Here is a 19,029-nt window from a genome sequence, read left to right as displayed (position 1 = left end):
GATTCGCCACCAGCTTCAAGAAAAAGCCGCTGTTCCCACAAGGACAGCGGCTTTTTTGTCGTCTGCGGCGCGGGCAGCGAACGCGGTGGACGCGCTTCGTCTGGAAGCCCGGAAACGGAACCGGAACCGGAACCGGAACCGGAACCGGAACCGGAAACGGAACCGGACTTCGCCATTCAACGTTCGTCACCGTACATTCATACGAATCCGCCGGGCGGATACTTCATCTGCGCACCGGGGAACAAGCAGCACGCGCGAAACGAGAGACCACAACAGGAAGGGCGGCGCTCGATCGAGCCGTGGGTAAAGGATGGGCGCATTGCAGCGCAGGTCTTTGCCAACGTCCCGACGGGTAGCAGGCGAAACAAGTCATCGCCCCGACAACGAAGCTCAAAGCCGGCCAATGGCCGGCTTTTCTTTTCTCGAGACGCGATCAGCGATAGCGCGCGAACACCGTCCGGGCACACTCGCCGCACCATCGACGCTGCGCCACGTCGGCATGCGCTTCCCAGACGTGGCCGTACGCGCATTGCCAGGTAAGCGGCGTCATTGCGTTCACATAGGGCGACACCAATTTCCCGCCCCGCACGTCGGCCAGCGCGCGCGCCCGGTTCGTTTCGCTCTCCCGCCGATGCCCCGCGCAACTCATGCAGCGAATGTTCTGCGCATGATCCAGCGATTCGTCCCAGCGATGGCCCCGCATGCACTCCCAGCGCGAAGTCGATTCATCGTTCGCTTGCCGCGATGCCGCCTCGCGATACCGCCAGGCCTCGTCGATCAGTGCGAGGTGTCTCTTGCCGTCGTGTTTGTCGCTCATTGCCCTCAACGCCCCAGCGCCTCCACGCATCAAACCTCGCCACGCTCAGTGCCGCCCGCCGCCTTCCGCCTCCGATCGCGACGTCGTCACCACGGTGCCATCCGGCCCGAAGTGCGCATTGAACATTGCATCCCGATTGACGCCGTCTTCCAGCCAATGCCAGCTCCACACGTGCTCCTGCTTCAGCCGGTACGCCGCGACGGTCGTCGGCTTGCCGAGCAGTCTGCGCACTTCGTCTTCGGTCATGCCGGGCCTGATCTTGGCGAAGTTTTCCGCCGTCAGCACCTGCGTCACCGATTCGAACAGCCCGTCCGGGTCGAGATCCACCATGTAGGTGTTCGTTCCCGCCGGGCCACGCGGATACTCGAGGCGCTTCGAGCCATCGGTGAAAGTGCGCTCCTTTTCGGGCTCGCCCATCTGGCTGCGAATCTGAGCCTCGGTCGTGATACCCGGCTTCAGGTCTTTCAGCAACAGCGTGTCGGGCTTCACCGAGTTGAAGAACGAACCGAGTTTGTTCATTGCTTCTCCGCTTTGTTGCTGGTCGCAGCCGGCAAGCAGCGACAACGTACCGAGCGCGACAAGCGCGGCGAACAGGGACTTCTTCATTTGACTTCCTTAATGCAACTCAACCGCCCGCGCCGAGCAGCGGTACCGGATCGACGGCGGCGCCCGCCTTTCTCACTTCGAAATGCAGCACCGGCGACCCGCCCGGCCCCGTGCCCATGTCCGCAATCGTCGCGCCCTGCTTGACGCTGTCGCCCTCACGGACCAGCAGCTTCTCGTTGTACGCGTATGCGGTCAGATAATCATTGCTATGCCGGACGATGATCATGCGCCCATAAGAACGCAAGCCGCTGCCCGCATAGACCACCTTTCCGGGAGCCGCCGCCTTTACCGGCTGACCGACCTTACCGGCGATATCGATACCCTTGCTGCCGTTCGCGCCGAACTTGCGCACGATCTCGCCCTTGGCCGGCCATGCGAACGTACCCTTCGCGGCGGACGCATGCTCCTCGTCGCTTTTCGTTGCCGGCGCTTCCGCCGCCGGCTTCGCCGGTGCCGGAAGAATCGGCGGCAAGTCCTTCCCGCTCGTGGAAGCCGTTGTCGATGTCGACGCCGAAGCGGACGCTGCCGGCGGCGTCACGCGCAAAACCTGCCCGACGTTGACCTGCCTGCTTTCCGGCAGCGAATTCCACGCGGCGAGGTCTGCGGGCTTCTGCTTGAAAATCCGCCCGATGGCATAGAGCGTATCGCCCGGCTTCACGCGATAGAACCCCGGCGCGACGGGCGCCGACGACACCGACGATGCCGCCGCCGGAACGCTGCTCGGCGCGCTCGTGACGACGGGCGGCGCGCCCAGCGTCGTGTTTTCGACGATCGGCGCCGGCGACCTCGGCGTCGTCGTGCATCCTGTCAGGCTTGCCACCGCCGCCATGCCTGCCGCGAGCCCCAGACCCGCTACGACCGCACGATGATGCGGCCCAAAAAGTCCTGTTTGCATCGACACCAACCTTTCCATGCTTTGACCTGATCTCTTGCAAGCGCTTCAATTTTTCCGCGTGCGCCGCCTGGCTAGCACACGGTCAAGCCGATCCCGTACACCGACGTGCCGACGCAACCGACGACGCCGCATCCCGACATCAGCATGCCGAGCGCCAGTGCCGACATCGCCATCAGCGCGACGCGCGGACCGCGCGCCCTCAACCATTCGCGCCCGCGCTCGAACGAACCCCCAGCAGCATAAAACATTACGAACCTGCTTCGCCGAAGTCGGCAAAAACCGAACACTTTAGGGCAAAGCGCGCGCCGTCGTTCGGGATTCTAAATATTTTAACGATTCATTCCGCGATGCGACGCCTGCGACAGTGTGACCTGCACCGCGCTTCCATCCTCCTCGGATAAAAAGCCTCGCGAAAGCCAGGCATAGGCCGATGGGCCAAAGCGCTGCCGCATCGACAATCCTTGACACATTGCGAAACTTTCGCGCTCCACTTTCGGCTAAATTCGCCTCGCTCGGATGCAGGACCTTCCTGCCGTCCTGCAATTTCTCTCATTTTCTGGAGTGTTCGCGCATGGAACTCATGCATCACGGCATTTTGCTTGGCATCGTCATCGGCGGCGTAGCCGGCTGGCTGGCCGGGCTCATCATGAACGGCAGCGGCTTCGGCGTGTTCATGGACATCCTCGTCGGCATCGTCGGCGGTGTAGTCGGCAATTGGCTGTTCACGAAGATCGGCATCTCGCTCGGCGGCGGCCTGCTCGGTTCGCTGCTGACGGCCGTGATCGGCGCGGTCGTGCTGATCTTCGTCAGCCGCCTCTTCAAGCGCGGGTAGTACCGCATCGAAGATCGACGGGCCGGCCGCTCACAGGGTCCGGCCCGTCGCCAGCCGCGCTGTCACACCTTCGAGCGGCGGCGGCTTACTTTCCACAACGCGCCCAGTGCGATCGGCACGATTGCCGCACCGATCCCCACGAGCACGATCACGTTCAGATATTGACGGATGAACGGAATGTTGCCGAAGAAGTAGCCGAGCAACACGAGCAACAGCACCCAGATTGCCGCGCCGAGCACGTTGAAGAGCTGAAAGCGCGTCGCGTTCATCGCCGACGCACCCGCGACGAACGGCGCGAAGGTCCGCACCACCGGCACGAACCGCGCGATCACGATCGTCTTGCCGCCGTGCCTCTCATAGAAGTTATGGGTCTTCTGCAAGGCGGCGCGATCCAGGAAGCGCTCGAGCACCGGGATGTTGGTATCGAACACCTTCGGACCGATGGCCCGCCCGATCCAGTAATTCACCGTATTGCCCGCGATCGCCGCGACGAGCAGCAGCACGATCAGCGCGCCGAGATCCATCTCGTGCGTGGCTGCAAACGCGCCGCCGATGAAAAGCAGCGAGTCGCCCGGCAGAAACGGGAATACCACCAATCCGGTTTCGCAGAAGACGATCAGGAACAACACCGCATAAACCCACGCGCCGTAGACGTTGATGAAGTCGCCGAGCGACTTGTCGATGTGAAGAATGAGTCCCAGGAAATGCAGCAGCGTGTCCAAAAGCGTTCCTCGATGTAATGGGCTCCCGGCAGACGAAGGCGTCTGGCGGCAGCGAGCGAAGGGGTCGCGCCATGATACCGAAGTGACTGGCGGCGTCCGTTAAAAAGCGAGCATCCAGCCGCCAACTCACGGCGCGTCCGGGGGAGCGGCGCGCGCGGACGGCAGGTGCGAATCGTTATAATTCGGCCATGGCCGACTTCAACGAACCCTCCGCCGGCGCTACGGCAGCCGCTTTGACCGTCGATCGCGCGCCCCGTTCGCGCGCCATCGCTCCGCTGCCGGATCAGCTCATCAGCCAGATCGCGGCGGGCGAAGTGGTCGAGCGGCCGGCTTCGGTCGTCAAGGAACTGCTGGAGAATGCGCTCGATGCCGGCGCGCGGACGCTGCGCATCACACTCGACGAAGGCGGCGTGAAGCGCATCGTGATCACCGACGACGGCTGCGGCATCCCCCCGAACGAGCTTCCCCTCGCGTTGATGCGCCATGCGACGAGCAAGATCCGCTCGCTCGCCGATCTCGAAGCCGTCGCCACGCTGGGGTTTCGCGGCGAGGCCATCGCGTCGATCGCGTCGGTGGCGGAACTGTTCATCACGAGCCGCACGGACGCATGCGCGCACGCCACGCGCATCGACGCGCAAACGGGCGCGATTTCTCCCGCCGCGGGCACGGTCGGCACCACGATGGAAGTGCGCGAGCTGTATTTCAGCACGCCCGCGCGCCGCAAGTTTCTGAAGAGCGAGCAGACCGAGCTGGGCCATTGCCTCGAAGTGATTCGCCGCACGGCGCTTGCGCGGCCCGATGTCGCCATTTCGGTGATGCATAACGGCAAGGCGGTGGAGCACTGGAATGCGAGCGATCCGCAAACGCGCGTCGCGAAGATTTTGGGCGAAGTGTTCGAGACGTCGCACCTGCCGCTCGACGAACGCGCCGGTCCGCTCGCCGTCTACGGATGCGCGGGACTTCCGACCGCCAGCCGCGGGCGCGCCGATCAGCAATATTTCTTCGTCAATGGCCGCTTCGTGCGCGACAAGCTGCTCACGCATGCCGTGCGCGCCGCCTATGAAGACGTGCTGCACGGCAACCGCTATCCCGCGTATGTGCTGTTCCTCGATCTGCCGCCGGAGTCGGTGGACGTGAACGTGCATCCGTCGAAGATCGAAGTGCGTTTCCGCGACTCGCGCTCGATTCACCAGTACGTTTTCCACGCCGTGCAGCGGGCGCTGGCGCGTCATGCGGGCGCTTCGCCCGAGACGACGTCCGGCGGACACGAAGCGCAATTGCAGCCGACCGGGCTTGCGTCGTTCAGCGCGCGGCCGGTTTCGTCGGCGAGCGTGCTCCAGCCACAGCCGACGCGGCCGGCAAGCGAGAACGGCACGACCTGGATGCGCCAGTCGCGCATGACGCAGGGCACGCTTCCTGTCGCGCAGCCGCTCGCGCTTTACGATGCGCTGTTCGGGCGCAAAGACCCGAACGCGCCGCCGACGCCTGCGCCCGAAACCTGGGCCAGCGAGGCCGCGCCCGCCTACAGCGCGATGCCGCCGTCGGACGAGCAGCCGCTCGGCTTCGCCATCGGGCAGATTCACGGCATCTATGTGCTCGCGCAGAACGCGCGCGGACTTGTCATCGTCGACATGCACGCGGCGCACGAGCGCATCCTCTACGAACAGTTCAAGCACGCGCTCGCCGATCGGGCAATCGCGGTGCAGCCGCTGCTGATTCCGGTGTCGATGACCGCGGATGCCGTGGAAATCGGCATCGTCGATGAAGAGCGCGAGACGCTCGATGCCCTCGGCTTCGATCTGGCGGTGCTGTCGCCGACATCCATCGCCATTCGCGCGGTGCCCGCGTTGCTGAAGGACGCCGACCTGCCAACGCTTGCCCGCGCGGTGCTTGCCGACTTGCACGCGTTCGGCGGATCGCGCGTGCTGACCGAGCGCCAGCATGAACTGCTCGGCACGCTCGCGTGCCATCACGCGGTGCGGGCGAATCGCCGCCTCACGCTCGACGAGATGAACGCGCTCTTGCGCCAGATGGAGGCTACCGAGCGTGCCGATCAATGCAATCATGGCCGCCCGACCTGGTATCAGCTGACGCTCGCGGACCTCGACCGCCTTTTCATGCGCGGACAATGAACGCCGTATCGATAGCCTGTCTGCTCGGCCCGACGGCGTCCGGGAAAACTGCGGCGGCGCTCGCGTTCGCGGCGTCGTCGGCGCGGCCGGTCGAGATCATCAGTGTCGATTCCGCGCTCGTCTATCGCGAGATGGACATCGGCACGGCCAAGCCCACGGCGGAGGAACGCGCAGCGGCGCCGCATCATCTGATCGACATCATCGATCCGGCCGACGCTTACTCGGCCGCGCAGTTTCGCGCGGATGCGCTGCGGCTCGCGGGGGAGATTGTCGCGCGAGGTCATGTGCCGTTGCTGGTCGGCGGTACGATGCTCTATTACAAGGCGCTCACGCAGGGCCTGAACGATCTTCCCTCCGCCGATGCCGACACCCGCGCCGCCCTCGACGCCGACGCCGCGCGCGAAGGCTGGCCGGCGTTGCATGCGCGGCTGGCCTCGGTGGATCCGCAGACGGCGGCGCGGCTTGCGCCCAACGATTCGCAGCGCATCCAGCGCGCGCTGGAAGTGTTCATGCTGTCGGGCCAGCCGATGTCCGCATTGCTCGCGGCGCCGCGTGTCGCGCAGGAAGACGCGCCGTATCGCTTCGTGCCGATCGCGCTGGAGCCGTCGGACCGGGCGGTGTTGCATGCACGCATTGCCGCGCGGTTCGACGCCATGCTGGCGGGCGGTTTCATCGACGAAGTGAAGCGCCTGCGGGCGCGCGGCGATCTGAATTTATCGATGCCGTCGATGCGCTGTGTCGGGTATCGGCAGGCCTGGGAGTATCTCGACGGCGCCACAGGCTATGACGAGATGCGCGACAAGGGAATCTTTGCGACGCGGCAGTTGTGCAAGCGGCAGTTGACGTGGCTCAGAGGGATGCCGGAGCGCGTTGTCGTGGATTGCTGTGCAGAGGATGCGACCGGGCTTGCTGTCGATGCCCTGCGAAGAATCGTCGGGGCGTAGCGTTCAGCCGCGAGGCGCTATCATCGGCAGACGCCTTATGCCGGAAACGCTCAGGCTCAAACCATCGTCGGCGCTCGAAGCTCACCGTGACGATATTCGCCGGATCGTCGCCGCTCATCATGCAGCCAACGTTCGCGTCTTTGGCTCTGCGCTCAGGGGTGAGGATAGCCAAACGAGCGGCATCGACATTCTCGTCAACGCGCTACCCGGCGCCACGCGCCTCGACCTCGGGGCGATTCAGGTGGAACTCGAGGAACTGCTCGGCGTGCGGGTAGACGTCTTGACGTCTTGACGCCGCAGGATGTGTCGCCGAAGTTCAGGCATGAAGTGCTCGCGGAGGCGCGCGCAGTATGAATGCGCAAACAACGGCAATTGCGTGTGGCAGATTACGTCGATCACATGCTCGACGCGTCGAAAACCGCACGCGGCTATGTGGCTGGAATCGAGAAGACGGCATTCCTCGACGCGAGAATGATGCAGCAAGCGGTCATTCTGGATGTGATCGTCATTGGGGAAGCAGCGGTTCAGATCGAGTATGCGCAGAATAATCCCGCGATTCCGTGGAAAAAGCTGCGCGGCATGCTTAACCGAATGACACACGGCTATTTCGATACGAAACTGCACATCGTGTGGGAAACGGTGCAGACCGCGCGACCCGAACTTGAACGCGTTCTGGCGCGCAACACGCAATAGCAGCGACGACGCGCATAAAAAACCCTCGCACCGAGCGAGGGTTCTCGTGACGACGCAGAGCACCGGCCAATCAGACCACGACCGTCTGCGCCTCCCCAGCGCGACATTCCCGCACGACGCCGATCTTCCACACCTGCTCGCCGGCAGCCGACAACAGCCCGATAGCCGCATCCGCATCGTCGGCGGCAACGATGACCGCCATCCCGATACCGCAGTTGAACACGCGATGCATCTCCGCATCCGCCACGCCGCCGTGCTTCTGCAGCCACGCGAACAGCGGCGGCAGCGGCCACGCCCGATGATCCAGCTCCGCAGTCAACCCTTCACGCAGCACACGCGGAATATTCTCGACAAGCCCGCCGCCCGTGATATGCGCCATGCCTTTCACGGTCACGCTTTGCATCGCGTGGAGCAGCGGTTTCACATAGATACGCGTAGGTGCCATCAGCGCATCGGCGAGGGAGCGGCCGTCGAAGTCCGCGTTCAGATCGGGATTCGCCCGCTCGATGATCTTGCGCACCAGCGAGTAGCCGTTCGAATGGATGCCGCTCGACGCGAGGCCGAGCACCACGTCGCCGGGAGCGATCGTGCTGCCGTCGATGATCTTGCTCTTCTCCACCGCGCCCACCGCGAAACCCGCGAGGTCGTACTCGCCGTCCGGATACATGCCCGGCATTTCCGCCGTCTCGCCGCCGATCAGCGCGCAGCCCGCGAATTCGCAGCCCTGCGCGATGCCCTTCACCACGTCGGCGGCGGTATCGACATCGAGCTTGCCGCACGCGAAGTAATCGAGGAAGAACAGCGGTTCCGCGCCCTGAACCAGAATGTCGTTGACGCTCATCGCGACCAGATCCTGGCCGACCGTATCGTGACGATTCAACTGGAACGCGAGACGCAGCTTCGTGCCGACGCCGTCCGTGCCGGACACGAGAACCGGCTCGCTGAACTTCTTCGGCAGTTCGAAGAGCGCGCCGAATCCGCCGATGCCGCCCAGGACGCCCTCGCGCAAGGTCTTCTTGGCAAACGGCTTGATGCGGTCAACGAGCGCGTCGCCCGCGTCGATGTCGACGCCCGCGTCGCGGTACGACAAACCTTGAGCCGAATCGGCAGGATTCGAGGCGGATTTCGGTTGATTCATGGGGGGAGCGCAAGAAGGTCGGTAAAATGCGATTTTACCCGATGATGACCCGACGACGGTCGGCCGGCTGGTTTTCCCGCAGCGCGACAGCGCCCTTTTCGAGATTGCGTGCGTCCAAGGAAGCGCCGCGCCAGAGCGCGCCAGCCGCGACAGTAACAGGCGCCGCGCAAATCGACGCACGCGCCACCGCTTTTTCGAGAAAACGCAGCTCTTCGATGCAGCCCGACGACATCCATTCTCCGTGCAACGCCAACTGACGCTCGACCTCGGCACCCCGCCGCCCGCCACCTTCGAGAATTTCTTCGCCGCCGGCAACCACGAACTGGTCACGCGGTTGCGCGGACTCGAAGGCGCGCTCGCGGCCGGCCCGGTCGCGGACCGCTCGTTCTATCTGTGGGGCGAGCCGGGCAGCGGGCGCAGTCATCTGCTCCATGCGCTCGTCCACGAAGCAAGCGGCCGCGCCCGCTACCTGAGTCCGCAAAGCGCACTGAACGCATTCGGCTTCGACCCCGATGTCGCGCTGTATGCCGTCAACGATTGCGACCGCCTCTCCGCTCCGCAGCAAATCGCGCTCTTTAATCTGTTCAACGAAGTCCGCGCGCATCCGACAAGCGCGCTCGTCGCCGCGGGCAACGCCGCGCCGATAACCCTCGCCGTGCGCGAAGACCTGCGCACCCGGCTCGGCTGGGGCCTCGTCTTCCACCTGATGCCGCTCACGGACGAGGCGAAGGCGACGGTACTCAAGCACGCGGCGCACGAACGCGGCATCGTGCTGGCAGAAGACGTCCCCGCCTATCTGCTCACGCATTTCCGCCGCGACATGCCGAGCCTGATGGCGCTTTTCGACGACCTCGACCGCTTCTCGCTCGAACAGAAACGCGCGGTCACCCGATCGCTGCTGCGCACGATGCTCGCGCAAACCGGACGCGTGCCGCCGCTCACTGCGGTCGCGCCGCCCGAATCGCAGGAACCAAAGGGCGACAAAACCGCCTTTCCCGCGCCCGACAACGCGGGCAGCCGCTTCAAGTAGAATGCGTCCCCATGAACCTCGCCCTTTTTGATCTCGATCACACGCTCCTGCCCACTGACAGCGACCACGAATGGGGCCGCTTCATGGTCAAGCTGGGCATCGTCGATCCGACCGAATTCGCGCGTCAGAACGACGCCTTCTACGCCGATTACAAGGCCGGCGTGCTCGACATCAACGCGTATCTTCATGCGATGCTCGCGCCGCTTTCGAAGTACTCGCGCGAGCAGCTCGCCGACTGGCACGCGCAGTTCATGCACGAGGTCATCAATCCGCATATCGTGCCGGCCGCCGTCACGCTGGTGCGCGAGCATCAGGACAACGGCGATCTGTGCTGCCTCGTCACCGCGACGAATGCGTTCATCACCGCGCCGATCGCGGAAGCATTCGGTATCGAAACCCTGATCGCGTGCGAAGTCGAAACCGTCGACGATCACCCGCACGGCGCGTTCACCGGCCGCCCGCGCGGCACGCCCAGTTATCGCGAAGGCAAGATCGTGCGCGTCGAAGAATGGCTCGCGTCGCTCGGCAAGACGATCGGCGACTTCAGGCACAGCTATTTCTATAGCGACTCGCACAACGACATCCCGCTGCTCGAGCGCGTCACCGACCCGGTCGCGACCAATCCCGACGACACCCTGCGCGCGCACGCGCAAGCCAAAGGCTGGCGCATCCTGAACCTCTTCGATACACGTGATTAAAAAACTCATCCGCAAGCTGTTCGGACAAGAAAGCGCCGAATCCCAGGAAAGCGCTTCGAACGACACGGCAACCGCACAGGCAGAAACGAAGCCCGCCCGCAAGACCGTGCGCGTCCCGCGCAAGAAGGCCGCCGCGCCCGTGAAGCGCGATCCGAGCGTACCGGTGATCCTGTCGTCGGACATTCACGGCATCGATCCGTCGCTGATCTCGAAGAATGCGGTGCGCGTCACCGAAGGGCTGCAACAGGCGGGACATCGCGCGTTCATCGTCGGCGGCGCGGTGCGCGATCTGCTCCTCGGCGTCGCGCCGAAGGACTTCGATGTCGCAACCGACGCCACCCCCGACGAAGTGCAGCGGCTCTTCCGGCGCGCGCGCATCATCGGCCGCCGCTTCCAGATCGTGCACGTGCAATTCGGGCAGGAAATCATCGAGACATCGACGTTCCGCGCGCTCGTCAACACACCGCCCGCACCTTCCGCCGAACCGCCGCGACGCTATCGGCGCGGCGAACTCGACATGCGCACGCACGCCGTCGATGCATCGGGCCGCGTGCTGCGCGACAACGTCTGGGGCGAGCAGCACGAAGACGCCACACGCCGCGACTTCACGATCAACGCGATGTACTACGATCCGGCCACGCAGACCGTGCTGGATTATCACGAAGGCATGGCCGATATCCGCGCCCGCCTGCTGCGGATGATCGGCGATCCGGCCACGCGTTACCGCGAAGATCCGGTGCGGATGCTGCGCGTCGTGCGCTTCGCGGCGAAGCTCGGCTTCGAGATCGACGAAGCCACGCGCGCGCCGATCAAGGAACTCGCGGACCTGATGAACAACGTGCCGGCCGCGCGTCTTTTCGACGAAATGCTGAAGCTGCTGCTGTCGGGCCACGCGCTGGCGTGCCTCACGCGCTTGCGTCAGGAAGGCCTGCATCACGGCGTGCTGCCCTTGCTCGACGTGGTGCTCGAACAGCCGCATGGCGAGAAGTTCGTCACGCTCGCGCTCACCAGCACCGACGAACGCGTGCGCGCGGGCAAGCCCGTGTCGCCGAGCTTTCTCTTCGCGACACTGCTGTGGCACGACGTGCAGACACGCTGGCAGAAGTACACCGGCGCGGGCGACTATCCGGTGCCGGCGCTGCATCGCGCGATGGACGACGTGCTCGAGATGCAGACCGAGAAACTCGCCATCCACAAGCGTTATTCCGCGGACATGCGCGAAATCTGGGGCTTGCAGCATCGGCTGGAGAAACGCGGCCGCAGCGCGCTGAAGCTGCTCGAACATCAGCGATTCAGAGCGGGTTATGATTTCCTGCTGCTGCGTTGCGAGTCGGGCGAGCTGGATGCCGAAGTCGGACAATGGTGGACCGACTTCATCGATGGCAATCACGAACAGCGCGAAGCGCTGCTGACACAGGGCGGCAAGGACCGCAACGCGCCGAAGAAGCGCCGCCGCCGCAGCAATGCGAAGCGCAAGGGGAGCGATGCCGCCGAACAGGGCGTCGCGAGCGAAGCGCAGGCATCGCCTATGAGCGGCGCCGAACCGAACGGCGGAAAGGGCGAAGGCGCAGACAACGAATAAAGCCGGTTTTCGCTACAGTAGCGGATGAAGGTTTGCACCCGGGCAGCGTGTCCGGGTCTCACCGGCCTATCGCCCAAGACCTACCGTAGGACGACCGCCATGACGATTGCATATCTGGGCCTCGGAGCGAATCTCGGCGATGCGCGCCAGACCCTGAAAGACGCAGTCGTGTGTCTCGCGCAGCAGCACACGATCACCGTGCTCGCGAAATCGAGCCTTTACCGCACCGCGCCGATCGACTCGTCCGGCGACGATTACTTCAATTGCGTCGTCAAGCTCGAAACGACGCTTCCCGCCCGCGCGCTGTTGCGCCTGTGCCATGTCATCGAGGAACAGTTCGGGCGCGAGCGGCCGTATCGCAACGCGCCGCGCACGCTCGATCTCGATATCCTGCTGTACGGCGCATCGAGCGTCGATGAAATGGACCTCGTCGTGCCGCATCCGCGCATGACCGAGCGCGCCTTCGTGCTGGTGCCGCTCGTCGAGCTCGAACCCGATCTCATCATTCCCCAGCGCGGCCGCGCCGATGCGTTCGTCGCGGCTGTCGCCGATCAGCGCATCGAAAGAGTCGCGACGTGCCAGTGCCTGGCGCCCGGCGCCACCCCCGCCTCCAACAACAAGACCATTTGCCGATGAGCGTTCCGCCACTCACCGTCACCGCGCCGCAGTTGCGGCCGCCGCATCGTTATATCGCGATCGAAGGGCCGATCGGCGTCGGCAAGACCACGCTCGCGACGCTGCTCGCCGAACGCTGGTCGATGCGCACGCTGTTCGAGCGTCCGCAGGACAATCCGTTTCTCGAGCGCTTCTATCGCGATACCACGCGGCACGCGCTGTCGACACAGTTGAGCTTCGCGCTGCAGCGTGTCGCGCAGACGCGCGAAGTCGCGGAAATGCTCACGCAGAACACGCCGCTGATCGCGGACTTCATCACGCAGAAGAGCGATCTTTTCGCGCGCCTCACGCTGCCCGACGACGAGTTCCAGCTGTACCGCGACATCGCCTCGCGCATCGGCGCGAGCGCGCCCGCGCCCGATCTCGTCGTGTATTTGCAGGCGAGCCCGGAAGTGCTGTTTTCGCGCATTCAGAAACGCGCGCTGCCGATGGAGCTGCAAATCTCCGATTCGTACCTGCGCGCGCTCACCGATGCTTATAACGACTTCTTCTATCACTATGACGCGACCCCGCTGCTCACGGTGAACGCGGAGCATCTGAATCCCGTCTCATCGGAAGAGGATCTCGCGCTGCTCGTCGAGCGCATCGAGACCATGCGCGGACGCAAGGAATTCTTTGTCAAAGGCGTGTCGGTCTGAGCCTCAGGCTCGATGCCCGCGCCAACTTCAGTGAAGCCATCATGACGTATTTGCAGGAAACCAGCCGCTCGACGATCACCGTTCCGAAGCTCCAGGCCATGCGCGAAGCGGGCGAACGCATCGCGATGCTCACGTGCTACGACGCGAGCTTTGCCGCGCTGCTCGATCGCGCGGGCGTCGATGTGATGCTCATCGGCGATTCGCTCGGCAACGTGCTGCAGGGACACAGCACGACGCTGCCCGTGACGCTCGACGACATCGCGTATCACACGGCATCGGTGGCGCGCGGCAACAAGAGCGCGCTGATCGTCGCGGACATGCCGTTCGGCACCATCGGATCGCGTGAAGAGACATATGCGAACGCCGTCACGCTGATGCGCGCGGGCGCGCAGATGGTGAAGATCGAAGGCGGCGAATGGCTCGCGGACACGGTGCGCTTTCTCGTCGAACGCTCGATTCCGGTGTGCGGCCATGTCGGACTCACCCCGCAGTCGGTCCATGCGTTCGGCGGCTTCAAGGTGCAAGGCAAGACGGATGCGGCCGCCGAGCGGATGCGCCGCGACGCGCTCGCGCTGCAGGATGCGGGCGCGCAGTTGCTCGTGATCGAAGCGGTGCCGACGCTGCTCGCACGCGATGTCACCGCGAAGCTCGCGATTCCGACCATTGGCATCGGCGCGGGCATCGACTGCTCGGGGCAGGTCCTCGTGCTGCACGACATGCTGGGCGTCTTTCATGGCAAACGTCCGCGCTTCGTGAAGGATTTCATGCAGGGCCAGCCGAGCATCTTCGCAGCCGTCGAAGCCTATGTGCACGCGGTGAAGGACGGCAGTTTCCCGGGTCCGGAGCACACGTTCTGAGCGTCTTCGAGGCGGTGCAGGCCCGTAGCGGGTCTGCGCTTTCTCGTACATACTGTACTCGCGAGGTTCTTGCACACTACGCCCGAAAACGTGACCCGGAGCGAGAACGACCATGTTGCATACCCTTCCCGACGAATACGTGCGCGCGCAGCTTGCTGTCGGCGCGTTCGTCATGTTCGGTGTGACGCGGGTCGTGGCGGCCGTGCTCGGGGCGCAGCACGGCTGGCGGATATCTGCGGTGACGCGCGCGTTCATCGTGCTGTCGGTGGTGTTCTGTTTGCCGCAGTTGCTCGATGTCCTCGTCGCCGCGAGTCCGGCGAGGGCGTTCGTCGAGTTGCAGGGAAAGGCGGCAGGCTGCGCGCTGGCGCTGTTCTGTGCGCCGATCGTGAGTCACCGGCTGGGGTATGAATAGGCGTATTTTCCCGTTCGACGCGGTCGGGCACGCAGCGTCGCACGATGCGACGACATTCGACGCTCGCTAATCCTCCAACGCGGTACGCCACGAGCAGGACTGGCGCTCACGCGCAAGCCTGCGAAACCGTACCCCCGATCTCAGTTCGCGAATCCCGGCACGCTATGCGACAGCACCGACGCCGCCACGAACACCAACACCATCAGCACTGCTTCAACGCGCATCACGTTGATGACCGTATGCGCGTCCGTCGTCGATGCGGTGCGCTGCAAGCGCGGTAACGCGGACCATCGATTGAGCGCGCCCAGCGCGAGCGCCCCCGCGATCAGCGCGCTCTTCACGAGCAATGCCCTTCCCCATCCGCTGCCTGTCAGCACGTCGGCCGATCCGCCCGTCCCGCGCCATGCATTGAATACGCCCGTCGCGATGACGAGCGCCACCGCGATCGTCGCCGCGTGCGAGAGGCGCACGACGAGGCGCATCAACGAGGCCCGCGCCGCGGATGTATCCGCCGCCGGCAAGACCACCGCCCCCGCGATCACCACGCCGCCCCATACGCCCGTCGCGAGGAGATGCAAGGTCTGCACGCCTTCCGCGAGCGAGAACGCGCCGGCATCGGCGGCATGACCGATCGCCGCTTTGCCGGCTGCGGCAACGATCGCGCCGAGCACGGCGGCCGCCACACGCGCCGCGCCCAGTGATCCGCTCGCTCCCGAGGCGACCGCGAGCACGACACCGCCCGCGCACGCCACCGCCCAGCCGATGCCCGCATGCGTCGCCGTCGCGACGAGCCACAGCGACGCGCCCGCGTCGAGGATCGGTAAGCCGCTCATCGCCGCTGTCTGCAGCCAGAGCGAAGCGAAACTGCAGGCGACGAAGACGATCGCCGACGCCGCGCCCGTCCGCGATGCGCGCCGCCATCCTGCCCGTGCAGGCGATACCGGCGCGTACGCCTGCTCGCCGCCGAGCCACGTGCGAAGCAGCACGGCGCCGACAGCACAGGCGAATGCAACGTCGCCGAGCGCGGCGAAGGCGACCTGGAGCAACCAGAGGGGATCGGTGCTCATCAAGCGGCGTGAACGGGAATTGCTGAATCGGGATGCGAGCGGGTCATCGGGTGGTTTTAAGGTTCGGGCTCGCGCAGTCTAAACGAAGGACGCCCGCCGATGCGCCTTGAACGTCGATGCGCGGCTTCCTATGCTTGGCCCAGGCGAACGGCCGCAACGCAGGCAGCAGAGCCAGGCAACGTCCAACTCTTGTCGATAAGTAACGAACTCAACGCAATGTCAAAGTTCTTGTCTGTCGCGCGGCATTTTGTCGCGATTTCGCCGCAGCGGGCCCGAAAAGTTGTGTCAAATAGTCACCATCAGGCATCGATGATAGAATTCCGCGTCGCATCAGAGGCTCGTCGAGCCGCTATGGCCGTGGTCCGCCACCCTCCGCCACCGTACGCGTGGCCGTGGTTCGCCACCTTCGCACCGAGCCGCACGAAGCTCGGCAGGTCCCCGAATTTCATGGAGTGTCGCGTGTTTTCAAGACGCATTTTTCGTCCGCTGCTCGCTCTGGCAATGATCGGCAGCGCTGGCGTTCTCAGCGCGGGTCAAGCGCAAGCCCAGGCGCAAAGCCAGCCGATCGCTCCCGACACGATGGCGGCGCGCGTGCAAGGCTGCACCGCATGTCACGGTGTTCACGGCGAGGGCACGGACAATGACTACTTCCCGCGTCTTGCCGGCAAGCCCGCCGATTATCTCTACAACCAGCTTCAGAATTTCCGCGAAGGCCGGCGCAAGTACCCGCCGATGAACTACCTCGTCACGTATCTCTCGGACGACTACCTTCATCAGATCGCGACTTACTTCTCGCAGCAACGTCCGCCGTATCCACCGCCCGCGAAGACGAACGTGTCGGCGACCACGCTCGCGCGCGGCTCGCAGCTCGTGCTCAACGGCGACGCATCGAAGAACATTCCCGCGTGTGCGGCGTGTCACGGCAGAGGCCTGACGGGCATGCAGCCGGCCATCCCCGGCCTCGTCGGCCTGCATTCGGACTACATCAGCGCGCAGGTCGGCGCATGGAAGTCCGGCACGCGTCACGCGAAGGCGCCTGACTGCATGCAGCAGATCGCCACGCGCCTGTCCGACGACGACGTGACCGCCGTCGCCGCCTGGCTCTCTACGCAAACCGCACCCGCCAACCCGGTGCCCGCGCCCGCTGGCTCGTTGAAGATGCCGCTCGCGTGCGGCAGCGAACCGCAATAAGGCGTCTGGAGCGACAACACAATGAAACGCAAGTCCCTGTTCGCACTCTCCTCGGCTGTCGTGGTGGCAGCCGTCGCAGCCGGCGCCGTTCTCTGGTCGGGCGGCGACAATCTCCACTCGGGCGGCGCCGTCGCGGCGACGCCGGCCGACAAGGCCGCGCTCGTCAAGCAAGGCGAGTATCTCGCCCGCGCCGGCGACTGTATCGCCTGCCACACGGTTCGCGGCGGCAAGCAGTTCGCAGGCGGCCTGCCGATGGCCACCCCGTTCGGCACGATGTTCACGCCGAACATCACGCCCGACGACAAGTACGGCATCGGCAAGTGGACATCCGACGACTTCTATCGCGCGATGCACACCGGCCGCTCGAAGGACGGCAGCCTGCTTTATCCGGGCTTCCCGTTCACGAGCTACACGAAGGTCACGCGCGCCGACTCCGATGCGATCTACGCGTACCTGCGCTCGATCCCGCCGGTTTCCGAACCGAGCCGTCCGCATGAACTGCGCTTCCCGTTCAACAACCGCAACCTGCTGATCGGCTGGCGCACGCTGTTCTTCTCGGAAGGCGAGTACAAGCCGGATCCGACCAAGTCGGTCGAATGGAACCGCGGTGCGTATCTCGTCGAAGGCCTCGGCCACTGCGGCATGTGCCACACGTCGATCAACGCCATGGGCGGCCCGGTCAAGTCGGCGGCATTCGCCGGCGGCCTGATCCCGCTGCAGAACTGGTATGCCCCGTCGCTGACGTCGAACAAGGAAGCCGGCCTCGGCGACTGGGACATCAAGGACATCAACGATCTCTTGAAGACCGGCGTGTCGCAGCGCGGCGCGGTGTTCGGCCCGATGGCGGAAGTGGTTCACAACAGCCTGCAGTACATGACCGACGCGGACATCAACGCGATGTCGACGTATCTGAAGTCGATCCCGCAGAAGAAGGAAGCGCCGGAACCGCTGCAGCTCGAAACGTCCGAGAAGTTCGGCGGCGAACTGCTCACGATGGGCAAGAAGGTGTACACCGAGAACTGCGCGAAGTGTCACGCGGAGAATGGTCTCGGCAAGCCGCCCGCTTACCCGCCGCTCGCCAACAATCAGTCGATCCAGATGCCGTCGGCCGTCAACCCGATCCGCATGACGCTCAACGGCGGCTATCCGCCGAGCACGGAAGGCAACCCGATGCCGCACGGCATGCCGCCGTTCGCGCAGTCGCTGTCGGATACGGAAGTGGCGGCGGTCGTGACGTACATCCGTATGTCGTGGGGCAACCACGGCACGCCGGTGTCGCCGCAACAGGTGAGCAATCTGCGTTCGGCGCCGCTCGACTGACATCTTCGCAAGACAGCGTACAATACGCACAGGGCGCGGCCTTATATCGGGGCTGCGCCCTTTGTCTTTTGGTGGATCGGTCATGCATGCAGGGGAACGTTTCAACAGCATCAGCCATCTGGTCGGCGCGATCTTGTCGATAGCGGGACTCGCGGCCCTCGTGACGATGGGCGCGCTTCAAGGCGACGCATACAAGGTCGTGAGCTTCGCCGTGTACGGGGCGATGCTCTTCGTGCTCTATCTGATCTCGACGTGCTATCACTGCGCACGCACGCCGCGGCTGAAAGCAATTCTGCAAAAGTGCGATCACTCGGCCATCTATTTGCTGATAGCCGGCAGTTACACACCGTATACACTGGTGACCTTGCGTGGCCCCTGGGGCTGGTCGCTATTCGGTGTGAGCTGGGGACTCGCAGTGCTCGGCATCACGCAGGAACTCACGCTCGGGCGAAGAACCCGTAGCGTGTCGATGGTGCTCTACGTGTTGATGGGCTGGCTCGCGCTCGTAGCCGTTCATCCGCTCGTGACGACGCTACCGGCCGCGGGCATCGCATGGCTGGTGGCGGGCGGCGTCATATACACCGCCGGTATCTGGTTTTTCATCAACGACGAGCGCATCCGGCACGGCCACGGTATCTGGCATCTGTTCGTGCTGGCGGGCAGTCTGTGCCAGTTCGTGAGCGTCGCGCGCTATGTCGCGTGAACCCTGAACCGGCGTATGTCATGCATCGCCATGATTGCGATGCAACTTCCAGCCAGCCGGCGTGTCTTGATAGCGCG

Annotated in this window: 23 protein-coding genes; 15 read left to right on the top strand and 8 right to left on the bottom strand. The window is 64.6% G+C overall.

Annotated elements, in window-relative coordinates; translation table 11 throughout:
- Positions 1 to 433 precede the first annotated feature (433 nt).
- From P9255_RS21805 to P9255_RS21790, 4 genes are all read right to left on the bottom strand, one after another.
- Positions 434 to 817 (bottom strand): hypothetical protein, encoded by a 384-nt coding sequence (locus P9255_RS21805; RefSeq protein WP_309763258.1) that lies wholly within the window; start codon positions 815 to 817, stop codon positions 434 to 436.
- Positions 818 to 862: 45 nt separating this feature from the next.
- On the bottom strand, positions 863 to 1,423 hold the full coding sequence (gene bamE / locus P9255_RS21800) for an outer membrane protein assembly factor BamE (RefSeq protein WP_309763259.1): 561 nt from the start codon (positions 1,421 to 1,423) through the stop codon (positions 863 to 865).
- A gap of 19 nt (positions 1,424 to 1,442) precedes the next feature.
- Positions 1,443 to 2,318: a peptidoglycan DD-metalloendopeptidase family protein gene (locus tag P9255_RS21795; RefSeq protein WP_309763260.1), complete on the bottom strand. Its 876-nt coding sequence runs from the start codon at positions 2,316 to 2,318 to the stop codon at positions 1,443 to 1,445.
- 71 nt (positions 2,319 to 2,389) lie between these two features.
- Entirely contained in the window at positions 2,390 to 2,566 is a 177-nt protein-coding gene (locus P9255_RS21790; protein ID WP_309763261.1) for a hypothetical protein, read from the bottom strand.
- Between the two features lie 323 nt (positions 2,567 to 2,889).
- Here P9255_RS21790 and P9255_RS21785 point away from each other — a divergent pair, with 323 nt between their 5' ends.
- On the top strand, positions 2,890 to 3,150 hold the full coding sequence (locus tag P9255_RS21785) for a GlsB/YeaQ/YmgE family stress response membrane protein (RefSeq protein WP_404980385.1): 261 nt from the start codon (positions 2,890 to 2,892) through the stop codon (positions 3,148 to 3,150).
- Positions 3,151 to 3,212: 62 nt separating this feature from the next.
- Here P9255_RS21785 and P9255_RS21780 read toward each other — a convergent pair whose 3' ends face one another.
- Positions 3,213 to 3,872: a VTT domain-containing protein gene (locus P9255_RS21780; protein ID WP_309763262.1), complete on the bottom strand. Its 660-nt coding sequence runs from the start codon at positions 3,870 to 3,872 to the stop codon at positions 3,213 to 3,215.
- A gap of 188 nt (positions 3,873 to 4,060) precedes the next feature.
- On the opposite strand from P9255_RS21780, the gene mutL reads away from it, so the two are divergent.
- The 4 genes from mutL to P9255_RS21760 all read left to right on the top strand — a co-directional run bounded on the left by mutL (position 4,061) and on the right by P9255_RS21760 (position 7,641).
- Positions 4,061 to 6,004: a DNA mismatch repair endonuclease MutL gene (mutL, locus tag P9255_RS21775; RefSeq protein WP_309790427.1), complete on the top strand. Its 1,944-nt coding sequence runs from the start codon at positions 4,061 to 4,063 to the stop codon at positions 6,002 to 6,004.
- Positions 6,001 to 6,948 (top strand): tRNA (adenosine(37)-N6)-dimethylallyltransferase MiaA, encoded by a 948-nt coding sequence (gene miaA / locus P9255_RS21770; protein WP_309763264.1) that lies wholly within the window; start codon positions 6,001 to 6,003, stop codon positions 6,946 to 6,948. Before mutL ends, miaA begins: the two co-directional genes overlap by 4 nt.
- Before the next feature lie 37 nt (positions 6,949 to 6,985).
- On the top strand, positions 6,986 to 7,240 hold the full coding sequence (locus P9255_RS21765) for a nucleotidyltransferase domain-containing protein (RefSeq protein WP_309790426.1): 255 nt from the start codon (positions 6,986 to 6,988) through the stop codon (positions 7,238 to 7,240).
- Positions 7,241 to 7,347: 107 nt separating this feature from the next.
- Complete coding sequence (locus P9255_RS21760) at positions 7,348 to 7,641, top strand: HepT-like ribonuclease domain-containing protein (protein WP_309763266.1); 294 nt, start codon at positions 7,348 to 7,350, stop codon at positions 7,639 to 7,641.
- Positions 7,642 to 7,711: 70 nt separating this feature from the next.
- On the opposite strand, the gene purM is transcribed toward P9255_RS21760, so the two are convergent.
- Both purM and P9255_RS21750 read right to left on the bottom strand, forming a co-directional pair.
- Complete coding sequence (purM, locus tag P9255_RS21755; protein ID WP_309790425.1) at positions 7,712 to 8,779, bottom strand: phosphoribosylformylglycinamidine cyclo-ligase; 1,068 nt, start codon at positions 8,777 to 8,779, stop codon at positions 7,712 to 7,714.
- Between the two features lie 34 nt (positions 8,780 to 8,813).
- Positions 8,814 to 9,011 (bottom strand): hypothetical protein, encoded by a 198-nt coding sequence (locus P9255_RS21750; protein ID WP_309763268.1) that lies wholly within the window; start codon positions 9,009 to 9,011, stop codon positions 8,814 to 8,816.
- Positions 9,012 to 9,020: 9 nt separating this feature from the next.
- Between P9255_RS21750 and hda the strand changes: the two genes are divergently transcribed.
- From hda to P9255_RS21715, 7 genes are all read left to right on the top strand, one after another.
- Positions 9,021 to 9,809 carry a DnaA regulatory inactivator Hda gene (hda, locus tag P9255_RS21745; protein ID WP_309790424.1) on the top strand — a complete coding sequence of 263 codons (789 nt, stop codon included), beginning with the start codon at positions 9,021 to 9,023 and terminating at the stop codon, positions 9,807 to 9,809.
- A gap of 11 nt (positions 9,810 to 9,820) precedes the next feature.
- Entirely contained in the window at positions 9,821 to 10,507 is a 687-nt protein-coding gene (locus tag P9255_RS21740) for an HAD family hydrolase (RefSeq protein WP_309763270.1), read from the top strand.
- Positions 10,500 to 12,089: a polynucleotide adenylyltransferase PcnB gene (gene pcnB, locus P9255_RS21735; RefSeq protein WP_309790423.1), complete on the top strand. Its 1,590-nt coding sequence runs from the start codon at positions 10,500 to 10,502 to the stop codon at positions 12,087 to 12,089. Before P9255_RS21740 ends, pcnB begins: the two co-directional genes overlap by 8 nt.
- 99 nt (positions 12,090 to 12,188) lie before the next feature.
- Positions 12,189 to 12,725 carry a 2-amino-4-hydroxy-6-hydroxymethyldihydropteridine diphosphokinase gene (gene folK / locus P9255_RS21730; protein ID WP_309763272.1) on the top strand — a complete coding sequence of 179 codons (537 nt, stop codon included), beginning with the start codon at positions 12,189 to 12,191 and terminating at the stop codon, positions 12,723 to 12,725.
- Positions 12,722 to 13,402 carry a deoxynucleoside kinase gene (locus tag P9255_RS21725; protein ID WP_309763273.1) on the top strand — a complete coding sequence of 227 codons (681 nt, stop codon included), beginning with the start codon at positions 12,722 to 12,724 and terminating at the stop codon, positions 13,400 to 13,402. The genes folK and P9255_RS21725 overlap by 4 nt, the downstream gene beginning before the upstream one ends.
- A gap of 41 nt (positions 13,403 to 13,443) precedes the next feature.
- Positions 13,444 to 14,259 (top strand): 3-methyl-2-oxobutanoate hydroxymethyltransferase, encoded by an 816-nt coding sequence (gene panB / locus P9255_RS21720; protein WP_309763274.1) that lies wholly within the window; start codon positions 13,444 to 13,446, stop codon positions 14,257 to 14,259.
- A 112-nt stretch (positions 14,260 to 14,371) separates the two neighbouring features.
- Positions 14,372 to 14,671: a hypothetical protein gene (locus tag P9255_RS21715; protein ID WP_309763275.1), complete on the top strand. Its 300-nt coding sequence runs from the start codon at positions 14,372 to 14,374 to the stop codon at positions 14,669 to 14,671.
- 140 nt (positions 14,672 to 14,811) lie between these two features.
- On the opposite strand, the gene P9255_RS21710 is transcribed toward P9255_RS21715, so the two are convergent.
- Positions 14,812 to 15,738 carry a CopD family protein gene (locus tag P9255_RS21710; protein ID WP_309763276.1) on the bottom strand — a complete coding sequence of 309 codons (927 nt, stop codon included), beginning with the start codon at positions 15,736 to 15,738 and terminating at the stop codon, positions 14,812 to 14,814.
- Between the two features lie 447 nt (positions 15,739 to 16,185).
- Between P9255_RS21710 and P9255_RS21705 the strand changes: the two genes are divergently transcribed.
- The 3 genes from P9255_RS21705 to P9255_RS21695 all read left to right on the top strand — a co-directional run bounded on the left by P9255_RS21705 (position 16,186) and on the right by P9255_RS21695 (position 18,952).
- A complete protein-coding gene (locus tag P9255_RS21705; RefSeq protein WP_309765346.1) occupies positions 16,186 to 16,929 on the top strand; it encodes a c-type cytochrome in 744 nt (247 codons plus the stop codon).
- A gap of 21 nt (positions 16,930 to 16,950) precedes the next feature.
- On the top strand, positions 16,951 to 18,249 hold the full coding sequence (locus tag P9255_RS21700) for a cytochrome c (RefSeq protein WP_309763277.1): 1,299 nt from the start codon (positions 16,951 to 16,953) through the stop codon (positions 18,247 to 18,249).
- A gap of 82 nt (positions 18,250 to 18,331) precedes the next feature.
- Positions 18,332 to 18,952, top strand: a complete 621-nt coding sequence (locus tag P9255_RS21695; protein WP_309763278.1) for a hemolysin III family protein — start codon at positions 18,332 to 18,334, stop codon at positions 18,950 to 18,952.
- Positions 18,953 to 19,029 lie beyond the last annotated feature (77 nt).

The sequence above is a fragment of the Caballeronia sp. LZ019 genome, assembly GCF_031450825.1.
Classification (GTDB): Bacteria; Pseudomonadota; Gammaproteobacteria; order Burkholderiales; family Burkholderiaceae; genus Caballeronia.
The sequence above is the reverse complement of the archived record's forward strand: the minus strand, read 5'-3'. Positions and strand labels throughout refer to the sequence as shown.